General features: G+C 72.0%; 14 protein-coding genes. 8 read left to right on the plus strand and 6 right to left on the minus strand.

The window, feature by feature from the left end:
* Positions 1-171: 171 nt before the first annotated feature.
* The 3 genes from ACIP89_RS10825 to ACIP89_RS10835 form a co-directional block, all read right to left on the minus strand.
* The gene (locus ACIP89_RS10825) at positions 172-1,299 is read right to left on the minus strand and encodes a substrate-binding domain-containing protein (RefSeq protein ID WP_402114268.1); all 1,128 of its coding nucleotides are present in this window, start codon (positions 1,297-1,299) and stop codon (positions 172-174) included.
* A 95-nt stretch (positions 1,300-1,394) separates the two neighbouring features.
* Positions 1,395-2,168 carry an SDR family NAD(P)-dependent oxidoreductase gene (locus ACIP89_RS10830; protein ID WP_401923558.1) on the minus strand — a complete coding sequence of 258 codons (774 nt, stop codon included), beginning with the start codon at positions 2,166-2,168 and terminating at the stop codon, positions 1,395-1,397.
* Positions 2,169-2,225: 57 nt separating this feature from the next.
* A complete protein-coding gene (locus tag ACIP89_RS10835) occupies positions 2,226-2,891 on the minus strand; it encodes an MOSC domain-containing protein (protein WP_402114589.1) in 666 nt (221 codons plus the stop codon).
* 112 nt (positions 2,892-3,003) lie between these two features.
* On the opposite strand from ACIP89_RS10835, the gene ACIP89_RS10840 reads away from it, so the two are divergent.
* Positions 3,004-3,894 carry a LysR family transcriptional regulator gene (locus ACIP89_RS10840; protein WP_401923561.1) on the plus strand — a complete coding sequence of 297 codons (891 nt, stop codon included), beginning with the start codon at positions 3,004-3,006 and terminating at the stop codon, positions 3,892-3,894.
* Positions 3,895-4,074: 180 nt separating this feature from the next.
* Here ACIP89_RS10840 and ACIP89_RS10845 read toward each other — a convergent pair whose 3' ends face one another.
* A complete protein-coding gene (locus ACIP89_RS10845) occupies positions 4,075-4,410 on the minus strand; it encodes a WhiB family transcriptional regulator (protein ID WP_401923563.1) in 336 nt (111 codons plus the stop codon).
* Between the two features lie 413 nt (positions 4,411-4,823).
* Between ACIP89_RS10845 and ACIP89_RS10850 the strand changes: the two genes are divergently transcribed.
* The 4 genes from ACIP89_RS10850 (at position 4,824) to ACIP89_RS10865 (ending at position 9,177) form a co-directional block, all read left to right on the plus strand.
* Positions 4,824-5,435 (plus strand): response regulator transcription factor, encoded by a 612-nt coding sequence (locus tag ACIP89_RS10850; protein WP_003948568.1) that lies wholly within the window; start codon positions 4,824-4,826, stop codon positions 5,433-5,435.
* Between the two features lie 285 nt (positions 5,436-5,720).
* Positions 5,721-6,296: a sigma-70 family RNA polymerase sigma factor gene (locus tag ACIP89_RS10855; RefSeq protein WP_073732620.1), complete on the plus strand. Its 576-nt coding sequence runs from the start codon at positions 5,721-5,723 to the stop codon at positions 6,294-6,296.
* 149 nt (positions 6,297-6,445) lie between these two features.
* The gene (guaB, locus tag ACIP89_RS10860) at positions 6,446-7,948 is read left to right on the plus strand and encodes an IMP dehydrogenase (protein ID WP_401923567.1); all 1,503 of its coding nucleotides are present in this window, start codon (positions 6,446-6,448) and stop codon (positions 7,946-7,948) included.
* A 104-nt stretch (positions 7,949-8,052) separates the two neighbouring features.
* On the plus strand, positions 8,053-9,177 hold the full coding sequence (locus tag ACIP89_RS10865) for a GuaB3 family IMP dehydrogenase-related protein (protein ID WP_024490221.1): 1,125 nt from the start codon (positions 8,053-8,055) through the stop codon (positions 9,175-9,177).
* Positions 9,178-9,256: 79 nt separating this feature from the next.
* On the opposite strand, the gene ACIP89_RS10870 is transcribed toward ACIP89_RS10865, so the two are convergent.
* Together ACIP89_RS10870 and ACIP89_RS10875 are read right to left on the minus strand one after the other, a co-directional pair.
* Positions 9,257-9,850, minus strand: coding sequence for a hypothetical protein (locus tag ACIP89_RS10870; protein ID WP_402114269.1), 594 nt, complete (start codon positions 9,848-9,850; stop codon positions 9,257-9,259).
* 104 nt (positions 9,851-9,954) lie between these two features.
* Positions 9,955-11,217 carry a nucleotide sugar dehydrogenase gene (locus tag ACIP89_RS10875; RefSeq protein ID WP_073732617.1) on the minus strand — a complete coding sequence of 421 codons (1,263 nt, stop codon included), beginning with the start codon at positions 11,215-11,217 and terminating at the stop codon, positions 9,955-9,957.
* A gap of 249 nt (positions 11,218-11,466) precedes the next feature.
* Between ACIP89_RS10875 and ACIP89_RS10880 the strand changes: the two genes are divergently transcribed.
* The 3 genes from ACIP89_RS10880 to ACIP89_RS10890 all read left to right on the plus strand — a co-directional run bounded on the left by ACIP89_RS10880 (position 11,467) and on the right by ACIP89_RS10890 (position 18,656).
* Complete coding sequence (locus tag ACIP89_RS10880) at positions 11,467-13,173, plus strand: glycerol-3-phosphate dehydrogenase/oxidase (protein WP_402114270.1); 1,707 nt, start codon at positions 11,467-11,469, stop codon at positions 13,171-13,173.
* A 443-nt stretch (positions 13,174-13,616) separates the two neighbouring features.
* On the plus strand, positions 13,617-15,563 hold the full coding sequence (locus ACIP89_RS10885; protein ID WP_402114273.1) for a serine/threonine-protein kinase: 1,947 nt from the start codon (positions 13,617-13,619) through the stop codon (positions 15,561-15,563).
* 180 nt (positions 15,564-15,743) lie between these two features.
* Positions 15,744-18,656, plus strand: coding sequence for a protein kinase (locus ACIP89_RS10890; protein WP_402114275.1), 2,913 nt, complete (start codon positions 15,744-15,746; stop codon positions 18,654-18,656).
* Positions 18,657-18,773 lie beyond the last annotated feature (117 nt).

Here is an 18,773-nt window from a genome sequence, read left to right on the forward strand (position 1 = left end):
AGCTCCTGTACATGCGGGAACAGGCATTGGCCGTGATGTTTCGATCCCTGGTGAGCGAAGTCAAGAGCGAAAGATTGAATGATCGAAAAATGATCGAAAGGGGAGGCAGTGAATGAGGACAAATGTTACTTATGGGGCGGGCGTGGTGCCTGGAGACCGGTGCGTCCGGGCTCAGCTGTCGGACGTCTCCGAGTCCGCCACCCGGTTCGACGGCCGCCCGCACGAGTCCCGCACCCGCAGCGTCGGCAGCAGGGCGACATGACGCCTCGGCGCCAGCTCGGAGGGCACCCCGTAGCGCTCCCCCGACAACCGCTCGACCAGCAGTTCCGCCGCGCTGCGCCCGACCTCCCGCTTGGGCGGCGCCACCGCGGTGAGCGGGGTGTCCGCGAGCGCCGCCACCTCGTCGTCGTACGTGACCAGGGACAGGTCGTCGGGCACCCGGACACCGAGCTCGGCCAGCCGCCGCATCATCCGGATGGCGTCCTCGTCGTTGTGCATCAGGGCCGCGGTCGCCCGCCCGCGCCGCACCGCGTCCCGCAGCCCGAGCGCGGCCTGCTCGAACAGCACCGGATCGCGCTCGTCCGAGGACGACTCGATCACCGGGCCCGGGGCGCGCAGCCCCAGCACCGCCAGCCCCCGCGCGTAACCGGCCCGGACCGCCTGCGCCGTCGGGCTGTCCGCCCGTGCGACCAGCAGCGGCGCCCCGTGGCCCAGCTCCAGCAGGTAGCGGATGGCGAGCAGCACCCCGTGCGCGTGGTCCGAGCAGACCCGGTCGAAACCGTCCAGCGGCCCGCCCGGCACCCCGGTCCGCTCCACCAGGACCTTCTCCACGGGCAGCTGGGCGAGCCAGTCGCTGTAGGCGGCCGGGTGGCCCAGCTCCGTCCAGCTCGGGGCCAGCAGCAGTCCCTGCGCCCCGGCCGCCAGCAGCCCTGCGGCGTGGGCCGCGTCGTCCTCCGGGCGGTAGTCGGTGACCCGCAGGATCAGCCGGGCGCCGAGCCGGGCCGCGGCCTCGTGGGCGCCGCGGATCACCTCGGCGAAGTAGTAGACGGCGGCCGGGGCCAGCATCCCGATGACCGGTCCGCCGCCCGCCGGGGTGCCGGCCGGTCCGCGTTCGGCGGGCCAGGAGACCGAACCGTGCACCCGGTCGAGCAGCCCCCGCGCCGCCAGCGCCTCGGCGTCGCGGCGCGCCGTCACCGGGGAGACGCCGAGCCGGTCCGCGAGCTCCGAGACCCGTGCGGTGCCCTGTTCGCGTACCAGTTTCAGCAGTCGGTCATGACGTTCAGCGGCACCTTCGCGCACGGTGGCAGCCCCTCAGGCGTTAGCGGATGATCGAACGTTGTACTGTTCTGATCATTCGATCACAATTGGCCGAGGGCGTCACGGTGCACCGATCGTCACTGAGGTCCGTACTTGCGGCCCGTCCTGGAGGTGACGCCCCCGAGCAGTCCGCGCGGTGTCACCTTGACCAGTCCCATGAGCGCCTTGTAGCGGGGGTCGGGGACCGAGACCGACTTGCCCCGCGCCAGGTCCGCCAGGGCCGTGGTCACCAGCTTGTCGGCGTCCAGCCACATCCAGCCCGGGATGTTGCCCGTGCCCATACCGGCCCGCTGGTGGAACTCCGTCCGTACGAAGCCGGGGCAGAGCGCCATCAGCCGCACTCCCGAGCCCGCCATGTCCTTGGCCGCGCCCTGGGTGAACTGCACCACCCACGCCTTGGACGCCCCGTACGTACCGCGCGGCAGGAACGCCGCGACCGAGGCCACGTTCACCACGCCGCCCCGGCCGCGCTCCCTCATCCCGGCGGCCGCCGCGGAGGTCAGCCGCAGCACCGCCTCGCAGTGCACCTTCAGCATCGCCAGCTCATCGGCCATGGGGACGTCCAGATAACGGCCCCTGTTGCCGAACCCGGCGTTGTTGACCAGCAGGTCGACGGACTGGAGGCGGTCGCTCAGCCGGGCCTCGACCGCCGCGATCCCCGGGTCCTGGGACAGGTCCGCGGGCAGCACCTCGGCCTCGATGCCGTGCCGGTCGTGCAGCTCGGTGGCCTGCTCGCGCAGCCGCTCGGTGTCGCGGGCCACCAGGACCAGGTTGTGCCCCTCGGCCGCGAGCCGCCGCGCGAACGCGGCCCCGATGCCGGAGGTCGCGCCCGTAATCAGTGCAGTCGTCATACGCGGCACGTTAGTGCCCCCGGCGAAGCCCCCGCCGCGCCGCCCGGCGCTCCCCGCTCACCGCTGCCGCGCCACGTACTCCCGCGCCTGCCGCAGCGGCTCCGGGTGCAGCGCCTCCCCGGCCGGGAGCAGCAGCGGCAGCAGCTCCCGGCGGGTCGTCACGGCCCGGAACTGGAGCTCCACCGTGACCTCGTGGTCCGGCCGGCGGACGATCTCCACCGGGTCGCCCGCCCGGATCGCGCCCGGCGCGATCACCCGCAGATACGCCCCGGGGGCGGCCGCCCGGGTATACCGCCTGACCCACTGGCGTTCGTCGAGGTGGCCCGCGAACGTGCGGCACGGGATGCGGCCCGAGGTGATCTCCAGCACCAGATCGGGGCCGACCCGCCAGCGCTCGCCGATCAGCGCGCCCCTGAGGTCCACCCCTCCGGTGGTCAGGTTCTCGCCGAAGGCGCCGTTGGGCAGCGGGCGTCCCAGCGCCTGCTCCCAGCGGTCCAGCTCCTCGCGGGCGTAGGCGTACACGGCCTGGTTCGAGCCGCCGTGGAACCGCAGATCGCAGACCGCGTCCCCGGCGAGACCGCTGCCGCCGGTGCCCTCGGGGCCGGGCTCCGTGACCCGTACGGGACCCTCGACCGGTCGCTTGCCGATCCCGGTCACCCCGCCCGGAGAGTCGGTGTACGGCACCGCCACGGGCCGCCCGGTGTTCACGGTCAGCACCCTCATCGCGCTCATTCCCGCACGCTAACGGCTCCGCAAGGGCACGCGGAGCCTATTGTGGCTCAAAGTCACAAGTGAATAATTCGCCCCTTACCCAAGAGGGTCTTATATTCAAAGGGTGATCGAAGCCCGTCATCTCCGCGTCCTGCGAGCCGTGTCCGCCACCGGCTCCTTCTCCGCCGCCGCCCGCGAGCTGGGCTGCACACAGCCCGCGGTCAGCCAGCAGATGAAGGCCCTGGAGTCCTCCGCCGGCACCACGCTGCTCATCCGGACCGGACGCGAGATGCGGCTGACGCAGGCCGGTCAGGCGCTCGTGCGGCACGCCTCCGGCATCCTCGCCGGGCTCACCGCCGCGGAGGAGGAGGTCGCCGCGATCGCGGGCCTGCGGGCCGGCCGGGTCCGGCTGGTGTCCTTCCCGAGCGGCAGTTCCAGCCTGGTGCCGGGCGCCCTCGCGGCGCTGCGGGCAGAGCACCCCGGCACCCGGGTCTCCCTGGTCGAGGCGGAGCCGCCCCGCTCGGTGGAGATGCTGCGCGACGGCGACTGCGACATCGCCCTGGCTTTCCGGTACGGCACGCAGGGCGCGGAGTGGGACGACCTGGTGGCACGCCCGCTGCTCACCGACCGGCTGATCGGGCTGCTGCCCGACGGCCACCCGCTGGCGGGCCGGACGTCGGTGGGCATCGCGGAACTCGCCGCAGAACCGTGGATCGCCGGCTGCCCGCGCTGCCGTCGGCAGCTGGTGGAGGTCTGCGAGGAGTCCGGCTTCACCCCCCGGATCGACTTCGCCACCGATGACTACCCCGCGGTGATCGGCCTGGTCGGCGCCGGTCTCGGAGTGGCCGTGCTGCCGGCCCTCGCGATCGAGTCGGTGGGCCCCCGGGGCGCCGTGACGGTCGACGTGGAACCGGCCATCGAGCGCGAGATCGTCGCGCTCACCCTGCCCGACCTGGCGCAGGTCCCGGCGGTGGCGGCCACGCTGGACCAGCTGTCGCTGGCGGCCGCCCGCTGAGGGGCCCGCGGGGTGCGGCGCCTGCGGAGTGAGCGCGCGGGATGAGAGCGCTCGGATCGAGAGCGCGGGATGCGAGTGCCCGGTGAGAGCGCGTGGTGAAAGCGCTCGGATCGAGAGCGTGGCAGGTATGTTGCGCGCGCCTGAAAAAACGTTTCTGCCGTACGGGAGCGGCGGTGGGGGTCAGCCGTGCCCGGGGGGTGACGCCGGCCCGGTGGGCGCCGTCGCGGAGATCAGCCGGTTGCGGGCCCGCCCCATGAGCTCCTCGCGCTCGTCCTCGGTCAGTCCGCCCCAGACCCCGTAGGGCTCGCGCACCGCCAGGGCGTGGGCCGCGCACTCGGCGCGCACCGGGCACCGCATGCAGACCTCTTTCGCGGAGTTCTCGCGGGCGCTCCGGGCGGCGCCCCGTTCGCCCTCGGGGTGGAAGAACAGCGAGCTGTCGACCCCTCGGCAGGCCGCCAGCAGTTGCCAGTCCCACAGATCGGCGTTGGGTCCGGGAAGGCGGGAGAAATCTGCCATTGCTTGTCCCCTCGAAACCGTGCTGAGTCGGAAGCGTCGTTGTCGTCCGTCGTCGGCCGTGTTCATGACCGTACATCTACGGTGTTAGTAGATGTAAATATGACTGATTGCGAATCTAGTCACAGACACCAGCAAAAGGGAAGAAAACCCGCTAAATGGGGCATACGTTCCTGTGAAGGTTCAGTTGACGGCTGGACGAACCCGTGGCGCTCTCCTCCGTGTCCGCACCCTCACGTAGAGTGCCGAACCCTGTTGTCCGACCCGTAACTCTTTCGAGTGACCATCGTTGAGAGTGCGGAGGCGGTTGACCTAGAAAGCGATCGGGCAGGTGTCCGAGAGCGTCAACCGCACAGGTGACGACTTGTAACAGCCTGGAGGCTCAAGGTGACGCGCATCAGCTTCGGAGGGCGGTCATGACATCCGTCCTCGTCTGCGACGACTCCCCGCTTGCCCGAGAGGCGCTCCGTCGCGCGGTCGCGACCGTGCCCGGCGTCGAGCGTGTGACGACGGCGGCCAACGGCGAGGAAGTCCTCCGCCGCTGGGGTGCCGACCGTTCGGATCTGATTCTGATGGACGTGCGCATGCCCGGTCTGGGGGGTGTGGAGACGGTCCGGCGGCTGCTCTCCGCCGACCCCGGAGCGAGGATCATCATGCTGACCGTCGCCGAGGACCTGGACGGCGTCGCGCTCGCGGTCGCCGCCGGGGCCCGCGGGTATCTGCACAAGGACGCCTCCCGGGCGGAGCTCCGGGCGACCGTCACCCAGGCGTTGGCCGATCCGACGTGGCGACTGGCCCCGCGCCGGCTGCGGTCGGCGGAGATGGGTGCGGCCCCCACGCTCACGGCGCGTGAGATCCAGGTGCTCGAAGGGATGAGCCACGGCCGCTCCAACGCGGAGATCGGCCGTGAGCTGTTCCTCTCGGAGGACACGGTGAAGACACACGCCAGGCGCCTTTTCAAGAAGCTCGGAGCCTCGGACCGGGCGCACGCCGTCGCGCTCGGCTTCCGCTGGGGCCTGGTCCGCTGAGGGCCGGGCACGGTCGGCAGTCGATCCACCCCCCGTCCGCACACCGGCGGACGGGGCGACCCGGGGCCCGGCGGTTCCCCGCCCGAGGAGTCCGCCGCCCCCGCGGTATGTGACGCTTCCCGGCCGATGCCGCATCCTTGAGATGTGGAGTTCCTCGGGAACGATTCGGTCGAGCGGAAGGGGAGGGCGCAGGACATGACTTCCGGCGCACCCGCTCATAACGCTTCGGTGCACAACTACGAACGCGGTGCCGCGGATGATGCGGCACCGAGGCACCATGGTCCGATGCGCGACGACGGAACGACGGTGATCGGTGCCCTGGTGCACCGCGCCGTCGAGGGCGACGCGCAGGCCACCCACGATCTGCTGGCCCATGTCCACCCCCTCGCGCTGCGCTACTGCAGGTCCCGGCTGAACCGGCTGCCCGGTGATGCCCGCCACTTCGTGGAGGACCTGGCGCAGGAGGTCTGTGTCGCGGTGCTGATGGCGCTGCCTCGGTACAAGGACACCGGCAGACCCTTCGAAGCCTTCGTCTTCGCCATCGCCGGCCACAAGGTGGCCGATCTCCAGCGGGCCGCGATGCGGCACCCGGGATCGACCGCGGTGCCCTCCGACGAGATGCCGGAGCGGCCGGACGATTCACTCGGGCCCGAGGAGCGTGCGCTGCTCAGCAGCGACGCCGCCTGGGCCAAGCGGCTCCTCGCCAACCTCCCGGAGAACCAGCGCGAGCTGCTGGTCCTGCGCGTCGCGGTCGGACTGACCGCGGAGGAGACCGGACAGCTGCTGGGCATGTCGCCGGGCGCGGTCCGGGTCGCCCAGCACCGTGCGCTGAGCCGGCTGCGGGCCCTCGCGGAGCAGTGAGCCGGGGCTTTCGCGGTCCGTGGGCCGGGCCTTCCCGGCCCCGTAGGAAGGTACAGAACCTCCGGGTGATCTTGCTCGTGGAATGAGACACGCACGGAGGCCGTTAGCATGGACATCCGCACCGATCAAGGCCATTTGGGGAAGGTGTCATGACTGCAAACGTCGACGGAGTGCCCGAGAAATTCGCGACGCTCGGGCTGACATACGACGACGTGCTGCTGCTGCCGGGCGCATCTGACGTGCTGCCCAACGCGGTCGACACCTCGTCGCTCATCTCGCGGAACGTACGCGTGAACATCCCGCTGCTGTCCGCCGCGATGGACAAGGTGACCGAGGCCCGCATGGCGATCGCCATGGCCCGTCAGGGCGGCGTCGGCGTACTGCACCGCAATCTCTCGGTCGAGGACCAGGTCAACCAGGTGGACCTGGTGAAGCGGTCCGAGTCCGGCATGGTCACCGACCCGATCACGGTCAGCCCGGACGCCACGCTCGGCGAGGCCGACGCGCTGTGCGCCAAGTTCCGCATCAGCGGCGTACCGGTCACCGACCCGGCGGGCAAGCTGCTCGGCATCGTCACCAACCGCGACATGGCCTTCGAGTCGGACCGCGGGCGCCAGGTGCGCGAGGTCATGACGCCGATGCCGCTGGTCACCGGCCGGGTCGGCATCTCCGGCGTGGACGCCATGGAGCTGCTGCGCCGCCACAAGATCGAGAAGCTTCCGCTGGTCGACGAGGCGGGCATCCTCAAGGGCCTGATCACGGTCAAGGACTTCAAGAAGGCCGAGCAGTACCCGAACGCGGCCAAGGACGCCGAGGGCCGGCTGCTCGTCGGCGCGGCCGTCGGTGCCAGCCCGGAGGCGCTGGACCGCGCCCAGGCGCTGGCCGGGGCCGGGGTGGACTTCCTGATCGTCGACACCTCGCACGGCCACAACAGCAACGCCCTCAACTGGATGGCGAAGATCAAGTCGGCCGTGAACGTGGACGTCATCGGCGGCAACGTCGCGACCCGCGACGGCGCCCAGGCCCTGGTCGACGCCGGGGTGGACGGCGTCAAGGTGGGCGTCGGCCCCGGTTCGATCTGTACCACCCGAGTGGTCGCCGGCATCGGCGTCCCGCAGGTCACCGCGATCTACGAGGCCGCGCTCGCGGCCCGTGCGGCGGGCGTCCCGGTCATCGGTGACGGCGGCCTGCAGTACTCCGGCGACATCGGCAAGGCCCTGGTGGCCGGCGCGGACGCGGTGATGCTCGGCTCGCTGCTCGCGGGCTGCGAGGAGTCCCCGGGCGAGCTGCAGTTCATCAACGGCAAGCAGTTCAAGTCGTACCGGGGCATGGGTTCGCTCGGCGCGATGCAGTCCCGCGGCCAGGGCCGCTCCTACTCGAAGGACCGGTACTTCCAGGCCGAGGTGTCCTCCGACGACAAGCTCGTCCCCGAAGGCATCGAGGGCCAGGTGCCCTACCGGGGCCCGCTGGCCAACGTCCTGCACCAGCTCGTCGGCGGCCTCCGCCAGACGATGGGCTACGTGGGCGCGGCCTCCGTCGACGAGATGGAGAGCAAGGGCCGCTTCGTGCGGATCACCTCCGCGGGCCTCAAGGAGAGCCACCCGCACGACATCCAGATGACGGTCGAAGCACCGAACTACAGCAGGAAGTAACGCGACAACGCGGGTGAGGGGCGGACCGGGCTTCCCGGTACCGCCCCTCAGGCACGTGTCGGGGATACTGGACAGCGCAGACGTAGAGGGAAAGGCCACACATCGTGACTGAGATCGAGATCGGGCGCGGCAAGCGCGGCCGCCGGGCATACGCATTCGACGACATCGCCGTCGTCCCGAGCCGCCGGACCCGCGACCCGAAGGAGGTCTCGATCGCCTGGCAGATCGACGCCTACCGTTTCGAGCTGCCGTTCCTGGCCGCTCCCATGGACTCCGTGGTCTCCCCGCAGCACGCCATCCGCATCGGTGAGCTCGGCGGACTGGGCGTGCTGAACCTGGAAGGCCTGTGGACCCGGCACGCCGACCCGCAGCCGCTGCTCGACGAGATCGCCCAGATGCCCGTCGAGTCGGCCACCCGCCGGCTCCAGGAGATCTACTCCGCCCCCATCCAGGAGGAGCTGATCGGGCAGCGCATCAAGGAGGTGCGCGACTCCGGTGTCGTCACCGCCGCCGCGCTCTCCCCGCAGCGCACCGCCCAGTTCTCCAAGGCGGTCGTCGACGCGGGTGTGGACATCTTCGTCATCCGCGGTACGACGGTCTCCGCCGAGCACGTCTCGGGCGCGGCCGAGCCGCTCAACCTGAAGCAGTTCATCTACGAGCTGGACGTCCCGGTGATCGTCGGCGGCTGCGCCACGTACACCGCCGCCCTGCACCTGATGCGCACCGGCGCGGCCGGTGTCCTGGTCGGCTTCGGCGGCGGTGCCGCGCACACCACGCGCAACGTCTTCGGCATCCAGGTCCCGATGGCGACCGCCGTCGCGGACGTGGCCGGTGCCCGCCGCGACTACATGGACGAGTCCGGCGGCCGGTACGTGCACGTGATCGCGGACGGCGGCGTCGGCTGGTCCGGCGACCTGCCGAAGGCCATCGCCTGCGGTGCGGACGCCGTGATGATGGGCTCCCCGCTCGCCCGCGCGACGGACGCGCCGGGCCGGGGCCGGCACTGGGGCATGGAGGCCGTCCACGAGGACGTGCCGCGCGGCAAGCTGGTCGACCTCGGCTCGGTCGGGACGACGGAGGAGGTCCTCACCGGTCCTTCGCACACCCCCGACGGCTCGATGAACATCTTCGGCGCACTGCGCCGGGCGATGGCGACCACGGGCTACAGCGACCTCAAGGAGTTCCAGCGCGTCGAGGTCACGGTGGCGGACTCGCAGCACCGCCGCTGAGCGCACGCGGGACGACGGAGGGCCCGGACGGCGATCGCCGTCCGGGCCCTCCGGTGTGTGTGCGGTGCGTGGCCCGTGACTAGTCGGCCGTCTTCTTCGCCGTGGAGAACGCGACAGCCGCGGCGACCAGGAAGAAGAGAACGCTGACGAAGTCGGAGTCCTCCTTCCACACCGTGTTCAGGTCGCTGAAGTGGTCGAGGAAGATGTCCGTGACGGACAGCGGGAGCTGCTTGCTGATGATGATGGCCTCACCGAGCAGCTGCCCTGCGTAGACACCGATCAGCGCGAAGACGGCGCCGAGCACCGGCAGGACGGGGTTGCGGCCGCCGACCTTGCCCGCGGCGAAGCCGACGATGGCGCCCACACCCACGGCCGCGTAGCTGATCTCGTGCTTGGTGGCACCGATGATCGCGCCGTAGATTCCGGCGGCGACCAGGGCCGCCACGAACGCGACGACCAGCCCGAGCGCGAGGTTGTCCCGCGCCGGTGCCATCGGGGCGAACGGTGCGCCGCCGCCGAACTGGGCGCCCGGCTGGCCGTACGGTCCCGGCTGCTGACCGGCGAACGGGTTGCCGGTCGGGGCGGCGGGCTGGCCGGGCTGGCCGGCATACGGGTTGCCGGCCTGCGGCTGGCCGTCGTAAGGCTGGTTCGGCGGTGGTACGGGCTGGCTCATTCGGGTTCCCCCCTGGGCGATGCGCACGGCTGTGCGGTAAGTGACGCCGCAGGCTAGCAGCCGCGTCGGACATCGGCCCAGGAGATTCGGTGGCTGGATTGTGCTCATAGCCGGTGCGCGGCTCCGGCGGGTGTCGCGCCCCGGGTGTCCAGGAGCAGTTGCGCCTTCACGGCGAGCCCTTGGAGGTCGTACGTGCGGTGGTGCTGGAGCAGCACCGTGAGGTCGGCGCTGGAGGCCGCCTCGTACAGCGAATCGGCCCGGGGGACCGGGAGTTCGCGTACCCGCCAGTCCAGCACGTGGGGGTCGTGGTAGCCGATCTGGGCACCCATGTCCATCAGCCGGGTGGCGATCTCGCGGGCGGGGGAGGCCTCCTGGTCGGCGAGGTCCGGCTTGTACGTGACGCCGAGCAGCAGCACCCGGGCGCCGCGTACGGACTTGCCGTGTTCGTTGAGGAGGGTGGCGCAGCGCTGGATCACGTACTGCGGCATCCGGTCGTTGATCTCCTGGGCGAGCGAGACCATCCGCAGCGGGTGGCCGGGGGTGCGGCTGCTGTACGGGAGGAAGCCCGGGTCGACCGGGGCTCCGTGGCCGCCGACGCCGGGGCCCGGACGGAAGGGCTGGAAGCCGAAGGGCTTGGTCTCGGCGCACCGGATGACGTCCCAGAGGTCGACGCCGAGATCGTGGCAGAGCACCGCCATCTCGTTGACCAGGGCGATGTTGACGTGCCGGAAGTTGGTCTCCAGGACCTTCGTCATCTCGGCCTCGCGCGGGCCCCGTGCGCGGACGACCTTGTCGGTGAGCCGGCTGTAGAAGGCCGCGGCCGATTCGGTGCAGGCGGGGGTGAGGCCGCCGATGACCTTGGGGGTGTTGGCGTAGACGTGGGTGCGGTTGCCGGGGTCGAGCCGGGTCGGGGAGTACGCGAGGTGGAAGTCGCGGCCGCCGCGCAGCCCGGAGCCCTTCTCCAGGAGGGGGAGCAGGAAGTTCTCCGTGGTGCCGGGGGGTACGGAGGATTCCAGCAGCACCGTGGTGTGCGGCCGCAGCCGGGCGGCGAGGGCGCGGGCCGCCTCACCGACGGCGCTCAGGTCGAGGGTGCGGTCGGGGCCGAGCGGGGTGGGCGCGCAGATCACCGCGGTACGGACCCGGCCGAGCTCGGCCTCGTTGGTGGTGGGGCGGAATCCCCCGGAGAGCATGCGCCGGATGTCGGACGCGGGGAGTGATCCCTCGACGGGGGTGCGGCCCGCGGACAGCTCCGCGAAGGCCCGGGGGTCGGTGTCGTAGCCGACGGTCTGGATACCGGCTGCGACGGCGGCTTGGGCGAGGGGCAGGCCGAGGTGACCGAGTCCGATGACGGCGAGGTCTGCAGGCACGTGGGTGGCCGTCCTTCCCTAAGACCATGAGGACAGAAAGCGCAACCCCTGAGGACAGCGCAATGTCAGACTAGGCGTAAATATGACCTATATGTCGCATTGTGTGGCCATGGTTGTCCGGGTGTTGTCCACAGGCGGTGGCTGAAGTCGCGAAGCGCGGACAGAATCGAGGGGTGGGCACGGTTGTCCGACCCCCTCGGTCGGACCGCACCCCGTGCCCGGACCACCCCGATCTACCGGGAGGCAGCGGTGAGGACAGCGACACTGGGACCCGCGGAGCGCGTCGAGGCGCTCGCAGCGATGGCCGAGCGCGAACTGGACGTGCTGGTCGTGGGGGCGGGCGTGGTCGGCGCCGGGACGGCACTCGACGCGGCCACGAGAGGGCTCTCGACCGGCCTGGTCGAGGCGCGCGACTGGGCGTCCGGCACGTCCAGCAGGTCGAGCAAGCTGATCCACGGCGGGCTGCGCTATCTGGAGATGCTCGACTTCGCACTCGTCCGGGAGGCGCTGAAGGAGCGCGGGCTGCTGCTGGAGCGCCTCGCCCCGCACCTGGTGAAGCCGGTGCCGTTCCTCTATCCGTTGCAGCACAAGGGCTGGGAGCGGCTCTACGCGGGCTCCGGAGTCGCGCTGTACGACGCGATGTCGGTGTCGTCCGGGCACGGCCGGGGACTGCCCACGCACCGGCACCTCACCCGCCGCCACGCCCTGCGGGTCGCCCCCGCGCTGAAGAAGGACGCGCTGGTGGGGGCCCTGCAGTACTACGACGCCCAGATGGACGACGCCCGCTATGTGGCGACGCTGGTGCGGACCGCCGCCGGGTACGGCGCCCACGTGGCGAACGGGGCCAGGGTGACCGGCTTCCTCCGGGAGGGCGAGCGCGTCGTCGGCGTCCGGGTGGAGGACGTCGAGGCGGGCGGTGAGTACGAGGTCAGGGCCAGACAGGTGGTCAACGCCACCGGCGTCTGGACGGATGACACCCAGGCGCTGATCGGGGAGCGCGGCCAGTTCCACGTCCGGGCCTCCAAGGGCATCCACCTCGTCGTCCCGAAGGACCGCATCCACTCCTCCACCGGCCTGATCCTGCGGACCGAGAAGTCCGTGCTCTTCGTCATCCCGTGGGGCCGCCACTGGATCATCGGCACCACGGACACCGACTGGGATCTGGACAAGGCCCACCCGGCGGCGTCCAGTGCCGACATCGACTACCTGCTGGAACACGTCAACTCGGTCCTGTCCACCCCGCTGACCAGGGACGACGTCGAGGGTGTCTACGCCGGACTGCGTCCCCTGCTGGCCGGCGAGTCGGACGCGACCAGCAAGCTGTCCCGCGAGCACACGGTGGCGCATCCGGCCCCGGGCCTCGTCGTCGTCGCGGGCGGCAAGTACACGACGTACCGGGTGATGGCCAAGGACGCCGTCGACGAGGCGGTGCACGGCCTCGACCAGCGGGTGGCCGACTGTGTCACCGAGGACATCCCGCTGCTGGGTGCGGAGGGCTACCGCGCCCTGTGGAACGCGCGGGCCAGGATCGCCGCCCGGACCGGGCTGCACGTCGCCCGGGTGGAGCATCTGCTGAACCGGTACGGCGCGATGTCCGAGGAGATCCTGGAGCTGATCGCCGGAGATCCGGTGCTGGGCGAGCCGCTGCCGTCCGCCGACGACTACCTGAAGGCCGAGATCGTCTACGCGGCCTCGCACGAGGGCGCCCGCCACCTCGACGACGTGCTGACCCGGCGGACCCGGATCTCCATCGAGACCTTCGACCGGGGCACGCGTTCCGCCCGGCTCTGCGCGGAGCTGATGGCCCCGGTGCTCGGCTGGGACAAGAGCCAGATCGACCGGGAGGTCACGCACTACGAGAAGCGGGTGGAGGCGGAACGGGAGTCGCAGCGCCAGCCCGACGACCTGACGGCGGACGCGGCACGGCTCGGAGCGCCGGACATCCAGCCGATCTAGGGCCCGCCGTCGAACCGCCGTCCGACGCACGACGACAGCGCCCGCGGGCCCTGTTGCCGTTGGCGCCCCTGGTCCGGACGGAACTCCGCTTCCAGGAAAGCCGGTTCGGGGGCGCCGGCCGCGGCCCGCGCACCGGATGCCGGGCCGCCCGCGGCGGAAGTATGTATCAGGAGTGCCGCAGTGGGCGCTCCGCCCTGGACGGCGGGCCGTGGCGGGTAGGAGGCTGCGGGCGTGAGGTGTGGTTCGCTGGGCAGGCTCGCAGTTCCGGGACCGGGCGGCGCTGTCACCGACAGGCCGGCGTCGCGGTGTCCCGGGAGCCGGGGTGCCAGGGAGTCCTTACGCCGGTCACATTCGGGGCGGAGCCGGGCCCCGGCACCAGGACCGGTCCCGGGGTAGGGGACAATGAACGCTCTGCCAGGGCGGGTTGATCGCAGAGGGGACGCATGTCGGAGGCGGAGCAGGCACGGGAGCCCCAACGGGACAAGGACGGACGCCTCCTCGCGGGGCGCTACCGGCTCGGGGAGGTGCTCGGCCGGGGCGGTATGGGCACGGTCCACCGCGCCGTCGACGAGACGTTGGGCCGCACGGTCGCGGTCAAGGAACTGCGGTTCCCGACAGCCATCGACGACGACGAGAAACGCCGTCTCATCACGCGGACGCTGCGCGAGGCGAAGGCGATCGCCCGGATTCGCAACAACGGCGCGGTCACCGTCTACGACGTGGTCGACGAGGACGACCGGCCGTGGATCGTCATGGAACTCATCGAGGGCAAGTCGCTGGCCGAGGCGGTGCGCGAGGACGGTGTCCTGACGCCGAGACGGGCGGCCGAGGTAGGACTGGCCATACTCGACGTGCTGCGCTCCGCGCACCGCGAGGGCATCCTGCACCGTGACGTGAAACCGTCCAACGTGCTGATCGCGGAGGACGGCCGGGTCGTACTGACCGACTTCGGGATCGCCCAGGTGGAGGGCGACCCCTCCGTCACCTCCACCGGCATGCTCGTCGGCGCACCCTCGTACATCTCGCCGGAGCGGGCCCGCGGGCACAAGCCGGGCCCGCCGGCCGACCTGTGGTCGCTCGGCGGACTGCTCTACGCGAGCGTCGAGGGCTGCCCGCCGTACGACAAGGGCTCCGCGATCGCGACCCTGACCGCGGTGATGACCGAGCCGCTCGACCCGCCGAAGAACGCGGGTCCGCTGGAAGAGGTCATCTACGGGCTGCTCGCCCGGGACCCCGAGCAGCGGCTCGACGACGCCGGTGCGCGCGCCCTGCTCAACGACGTGATCAACGCCCCCGAGCAGTCGGACGCCCCGGTGCCGCCGGCCGACGCCACCCAGGTGATGGCGCTGCCCAAGGTGCCCGCCCCCGCCAAGTCCGCCTCGAAGAGCGGCGAACCGGGCGAGGGCACCCGCGACCGGCTGCGGGGCGCGCTGCGCTCCGCGCGGAACGCCAAGGCCGCGCCCGTCGCCGGTACCCCCGCGGCCCCGGCCGCCGCCGTACCGGCCCGGCCCGCCACGGCACCCGCCACGGCATCCGCCTCCGGGGTCGTACCGCCGCCGCGTCCGGCCACCACCGCGCCCGCCCCGCCCCGGGCTTCGCTCACGGACGTGGTGCCGCGCCGCACCCTGGCGGTCATCGCGGCCGTCATCGTGCTCGCGGTGCTCGGCACGGTCCTCGCGCTCTCGCTGGGCGGTGACGACACGGGCAAGGACGACGCGGGCAAGGGCAAGGACGACACCTCGGCCTCGGCCGGCGCCTCGACGCCGGGCTCCTCCGCAGGGACCGGCGGTACCGAACAGGGCGGCGGCAGCGGCAAGGACCAGGACAAGGGCCAGGACGGGAACGACGGCCAGGGCAAGGACGACTCCGGAAAGGACGACTCCGGCAAGGGCTCGGACGGCTCCGAAGGCGACGCGGACGGCAAGGGCGCGCTGCCCGCCGGGTACAAGCCGGTCACCGACAAGCGGTTCCACTTCACCATGGCGATGCCCGAGGGATTCGAGCGCAACTCCATCGCGGGCAGCAATTCCGGCGGCATCTACAACATCGACAAGGGCTTCCCGCGCGTCCAGATCGACTACAACAGCTCGCCGGGCGACGACGCGGCCGCCGCCTGGAACGGGCTGAAGGGCGCGGTTGCCGGCAGCAGCAGCGGGTACCAGCACCTGGGTATCAAGAAGGTCGAGTACAACGGGTACCCGACCGTCGCGGACTGGGAGTTCGAGCGTAACGAGAAGGGGCAGCGCAGCCGGGTACTGAACCGGGGCTTCAAGGTCGACGCGAAGCGCGGCTACTCGATCATGATCAGCTGCAAGGCCGACGAGTGGAACGGCAAGGCGTGCAAGACGCTGCGCAAGACCGCGTTCGACACGTTCAAGCCGCTCGACTGAGGACGGCTGCCGGGCCGGGTTGCGCAGACCCTGCCGCGCGGCCGCCCGTTGCCACGTATGGTGAGAGCCCGAAGACCGTACGCAGCCGAAATCACCTGCCAACTGCACGGTGAGTGACCATATTTGGCGGGTTCGGTGCGGTCTCGGTGACCGGGGGACAGCGCGCTGCGGGGAGGCGTCGTGGACGACTACGCGGGTCGGGTACTCGCCGACCGCTACCGCCTTCCGCTGCCCCCGTCCGATGCGTACGAACTGGTGGAAACCCGGGCGTTCGACACCTATAGCGGGCAGGAAGTCCTGGTCCGGCAGGTGCCGTTACCGGAAGTCGTGGACGCGGAGGTGCTCGACGCCGACGGCCTGCCCGCACCGGCCCGGCTGACCGGCGGACGCACGGTGCGGCGGTCCACCGATCCGGCGGTCCGGCGCGCGATCGAGGCCGCCCAGGCGGCGGCCCAGGTCCCCGACCACCCTCGGCTCGACCAGGTCTTCGACGTGTTCGCCGAGGCGGGATCGCTCTGGATAGTGAGTGAACTGGTCGCGGCCCGCCCGCTGGCCGCGCTGCTCGCGGAGCGCCCGCTCAATCCGTACCGGGCCGCGGAGATCGGCTCCGACGTCCTGACGGCGCTGCGCGTGCTGCACGCCCACGGCTGGACCCACCGCAACATCACCGTGCGCACCGTGCTCATCTGCGACGACGGACGCGTCGTGCTGACCGGTCTGGCGGCCGGGGCGGCGGAAGAGGCCCTCTGCGGCTACGTACCGGTGCCCCGCCCGGACGACGCGGAGGAGGACGGCGAGTACGGCGGCCCCGCCGTGGAGTCGGGCCCCACCGGCCCGTACGTACCGCCGACGGCCGAACCGGTGCAGGGACCCGACGACCAGGACCACGACCCCTACGCGCTGCCGATGGCCGCGCACCGGACCGAGTACGGCACCGAGACCGAGACGGAGTACGAGTACCCGGACGAGTACGAGTCCCCGTCCGGCTACGGGGACGGGGACGGCTACGAGCCCCCGTCCGACCCCGGCGGCCCGCCCGAGGTGCCGGGTTCGCGCGGTCCCGCGGCGATCGAGTCCGGTCCTTCCGCGGGTGGTTCCGGGTATCCCTACGGCGCCGCTGAGCTGGAGTCCGTACGCCGACCGCCGCAGCCCCTCCCCGCCCCCGAGCACGGCGGCGCCGCCCAGGCGCGTGCCGCGCGTGCGGGCGCCATCGCCGCGTACCGCGCGGGGGCCCGCGCCGCCGCCGCACGCGTCAGCGAGGAGGAGCGCCGAGCCGGTACGGAGGAGGACGGGGACACCGGCGTGCTGCCGGTCCAGCGCGAAGGCACCGGCCAGTCCGGTCCGCAGCCGCCCGCAGGCCTGTCCCGGCTGCCCGACCCGCTGGCCGACGACTACGGGTATGACTACGACGACGATGACGATGAGGACGACGACGGGGACGACGAGTACGACGGCGAGGACGCCACGTACGGCGAGGACGGCGACGGCGGCCGGACACCGCCCCGGCGGCTGCATCTGACCGGCTCCTGGGACGACGGCCCCGGCGCCGGACGCCCGGTCCCGGCCGGCGGCTCCAGCGAGGACGCCCTGCGGGCCGACTCCCGGCGCCAGGGCGCGACCCCGGCCGTCGTCCGCCACACGCCGCCCGCCCGTGCCAGCGAGTCCGGGGCGGCGGCCGCGGGCGGCTGGGACGAGATCGTCGCCGGGAACCGCGACACCTCCGCCTACCGGGGCCCCGCCACCACCCTCGCCGCGGAGCGCGCGCGGCAGGCCCGGATCGCCGTCGTCGGCGCGGTCACCGAGCGCTGGGCGCCCGAGCAGGCCGGCCCGGTCCACGAGAACTGGCAGCTGGCACCGCCCATCGGCCCCTCCACCGACCTCTGGGCGCTGGGCGCGCTGCTCTACCGCGCCGTCCAGGGCCACGCCCCGTACCCGGAGGAGAACGCCGCCGAGCTCGTCCAGATGGTCTGCGGCGAGCCGCCCGCCTTCGCGGAGGAGTGCGGCGCGCTGCGGCCCGTCGTCGAATCGCTGCTGCGGCAGGACCCGACCGAGCGGCCGGACTTCGAGGAGCTGCGCGGCTGGCTGCGCTCCCTCGTGCGCTCCGCGCCGGAGCCGGAGGCCGGACTCGACGTGGTGCCGCTGCCGTCCGTGGACGAGACCAAGCTGCCCGTCGTACGCCGCCGGGGCGAGCTCGTCCGCAAGCGGCGCGGCCGCCGGGGCGGCGCCGCGCACGGCCGCCACCGCCAGGGCAGGGGGCGGCCGGAGGCGGAGCCGGTACGCGCGGAACCGCGCGAACCCCGGGCCGTCAGGCCGCCGCGCGAGCCCAAGGGCCCCAAGGCGCTGCGCACCCCGCCGCGCCCGCAGCAGGACGGGCAGCGCGCGCCGCGACGGCTCGGCCGGCTGCTGCTCGTCCTGATCCTGCTGGTGCTGGTCGCGGCGATCGTGTACGCCGTGATGTTCATGCCCAAGTCGGGTTCGCAGTCCGGCGCGGGCGCCAGCCCGTCCCGTACGGCGACCGGACCGCCGGAGCCCGGCTCCGCCCGCCCGAGCGGCTCCGGCGGATCGGCCGCGCCCTCGTCGTCCCCCTCCCGGCCGGCCGGCAAGCAGAAGCCGCAGACCAGCCGCTCCGCCGTGGCGCTCCCGTCCGGCTACGTGCTGCGCAAGGACGACGAGGGCTTCGAGGTCGGGGTGCCCAAGGGGTGGCAGCGCAGCCCCGCCAACACGGAGCGCCAGGTCCATTACGGCAGCGACGGCTTCACCCTGCTGATCGTCCCCGGCCGCGACACCGTCAAGGCGAACGGCGCCGACCCGCTCGGATACCAGCGTGACAAGGAACCCGAGTTGAAGCCCTTCCGGGACTCCAGCTGGTCGTCCGCGAGCGGGCTGCGCCGGATCGACGTCGGCCGACAGGCCATGGCGGAAGGTCAGTTCACCTGGCAGGACAGCTCCGGACGGGAGGTGTACGTGCGCAACCTCGCGATGATAGTCAAGGGCCGCTACCACATCCTCCAAGTGGTCGGCCCGGAGAGCCAGCGCGACAAGGTCTCGGACATCTACCAACAGGCCATCGCCTCCTATCGCGTGACGCCCTGATACCTGACGGGACCCCAGAGCGACCGGACGAAGCGACAAGCATCACAGTGCGATCTCGTGGGCGATGCGAGGTTCCGTGCCCGCACCTCCCCTCCGTAACCTGTCATCCGAAGGAAC

Origin of the sequence: Streptomyces sp. NPDC088730 (assembly GCF_044751215.1) — a bacterium.
In the GTDB taxonomy this organism is placed as follows: Bacteria; Actinomycetota; Actinomycetes; order Streptomycetales; family Streptomycetaceae; genus Streptomyces.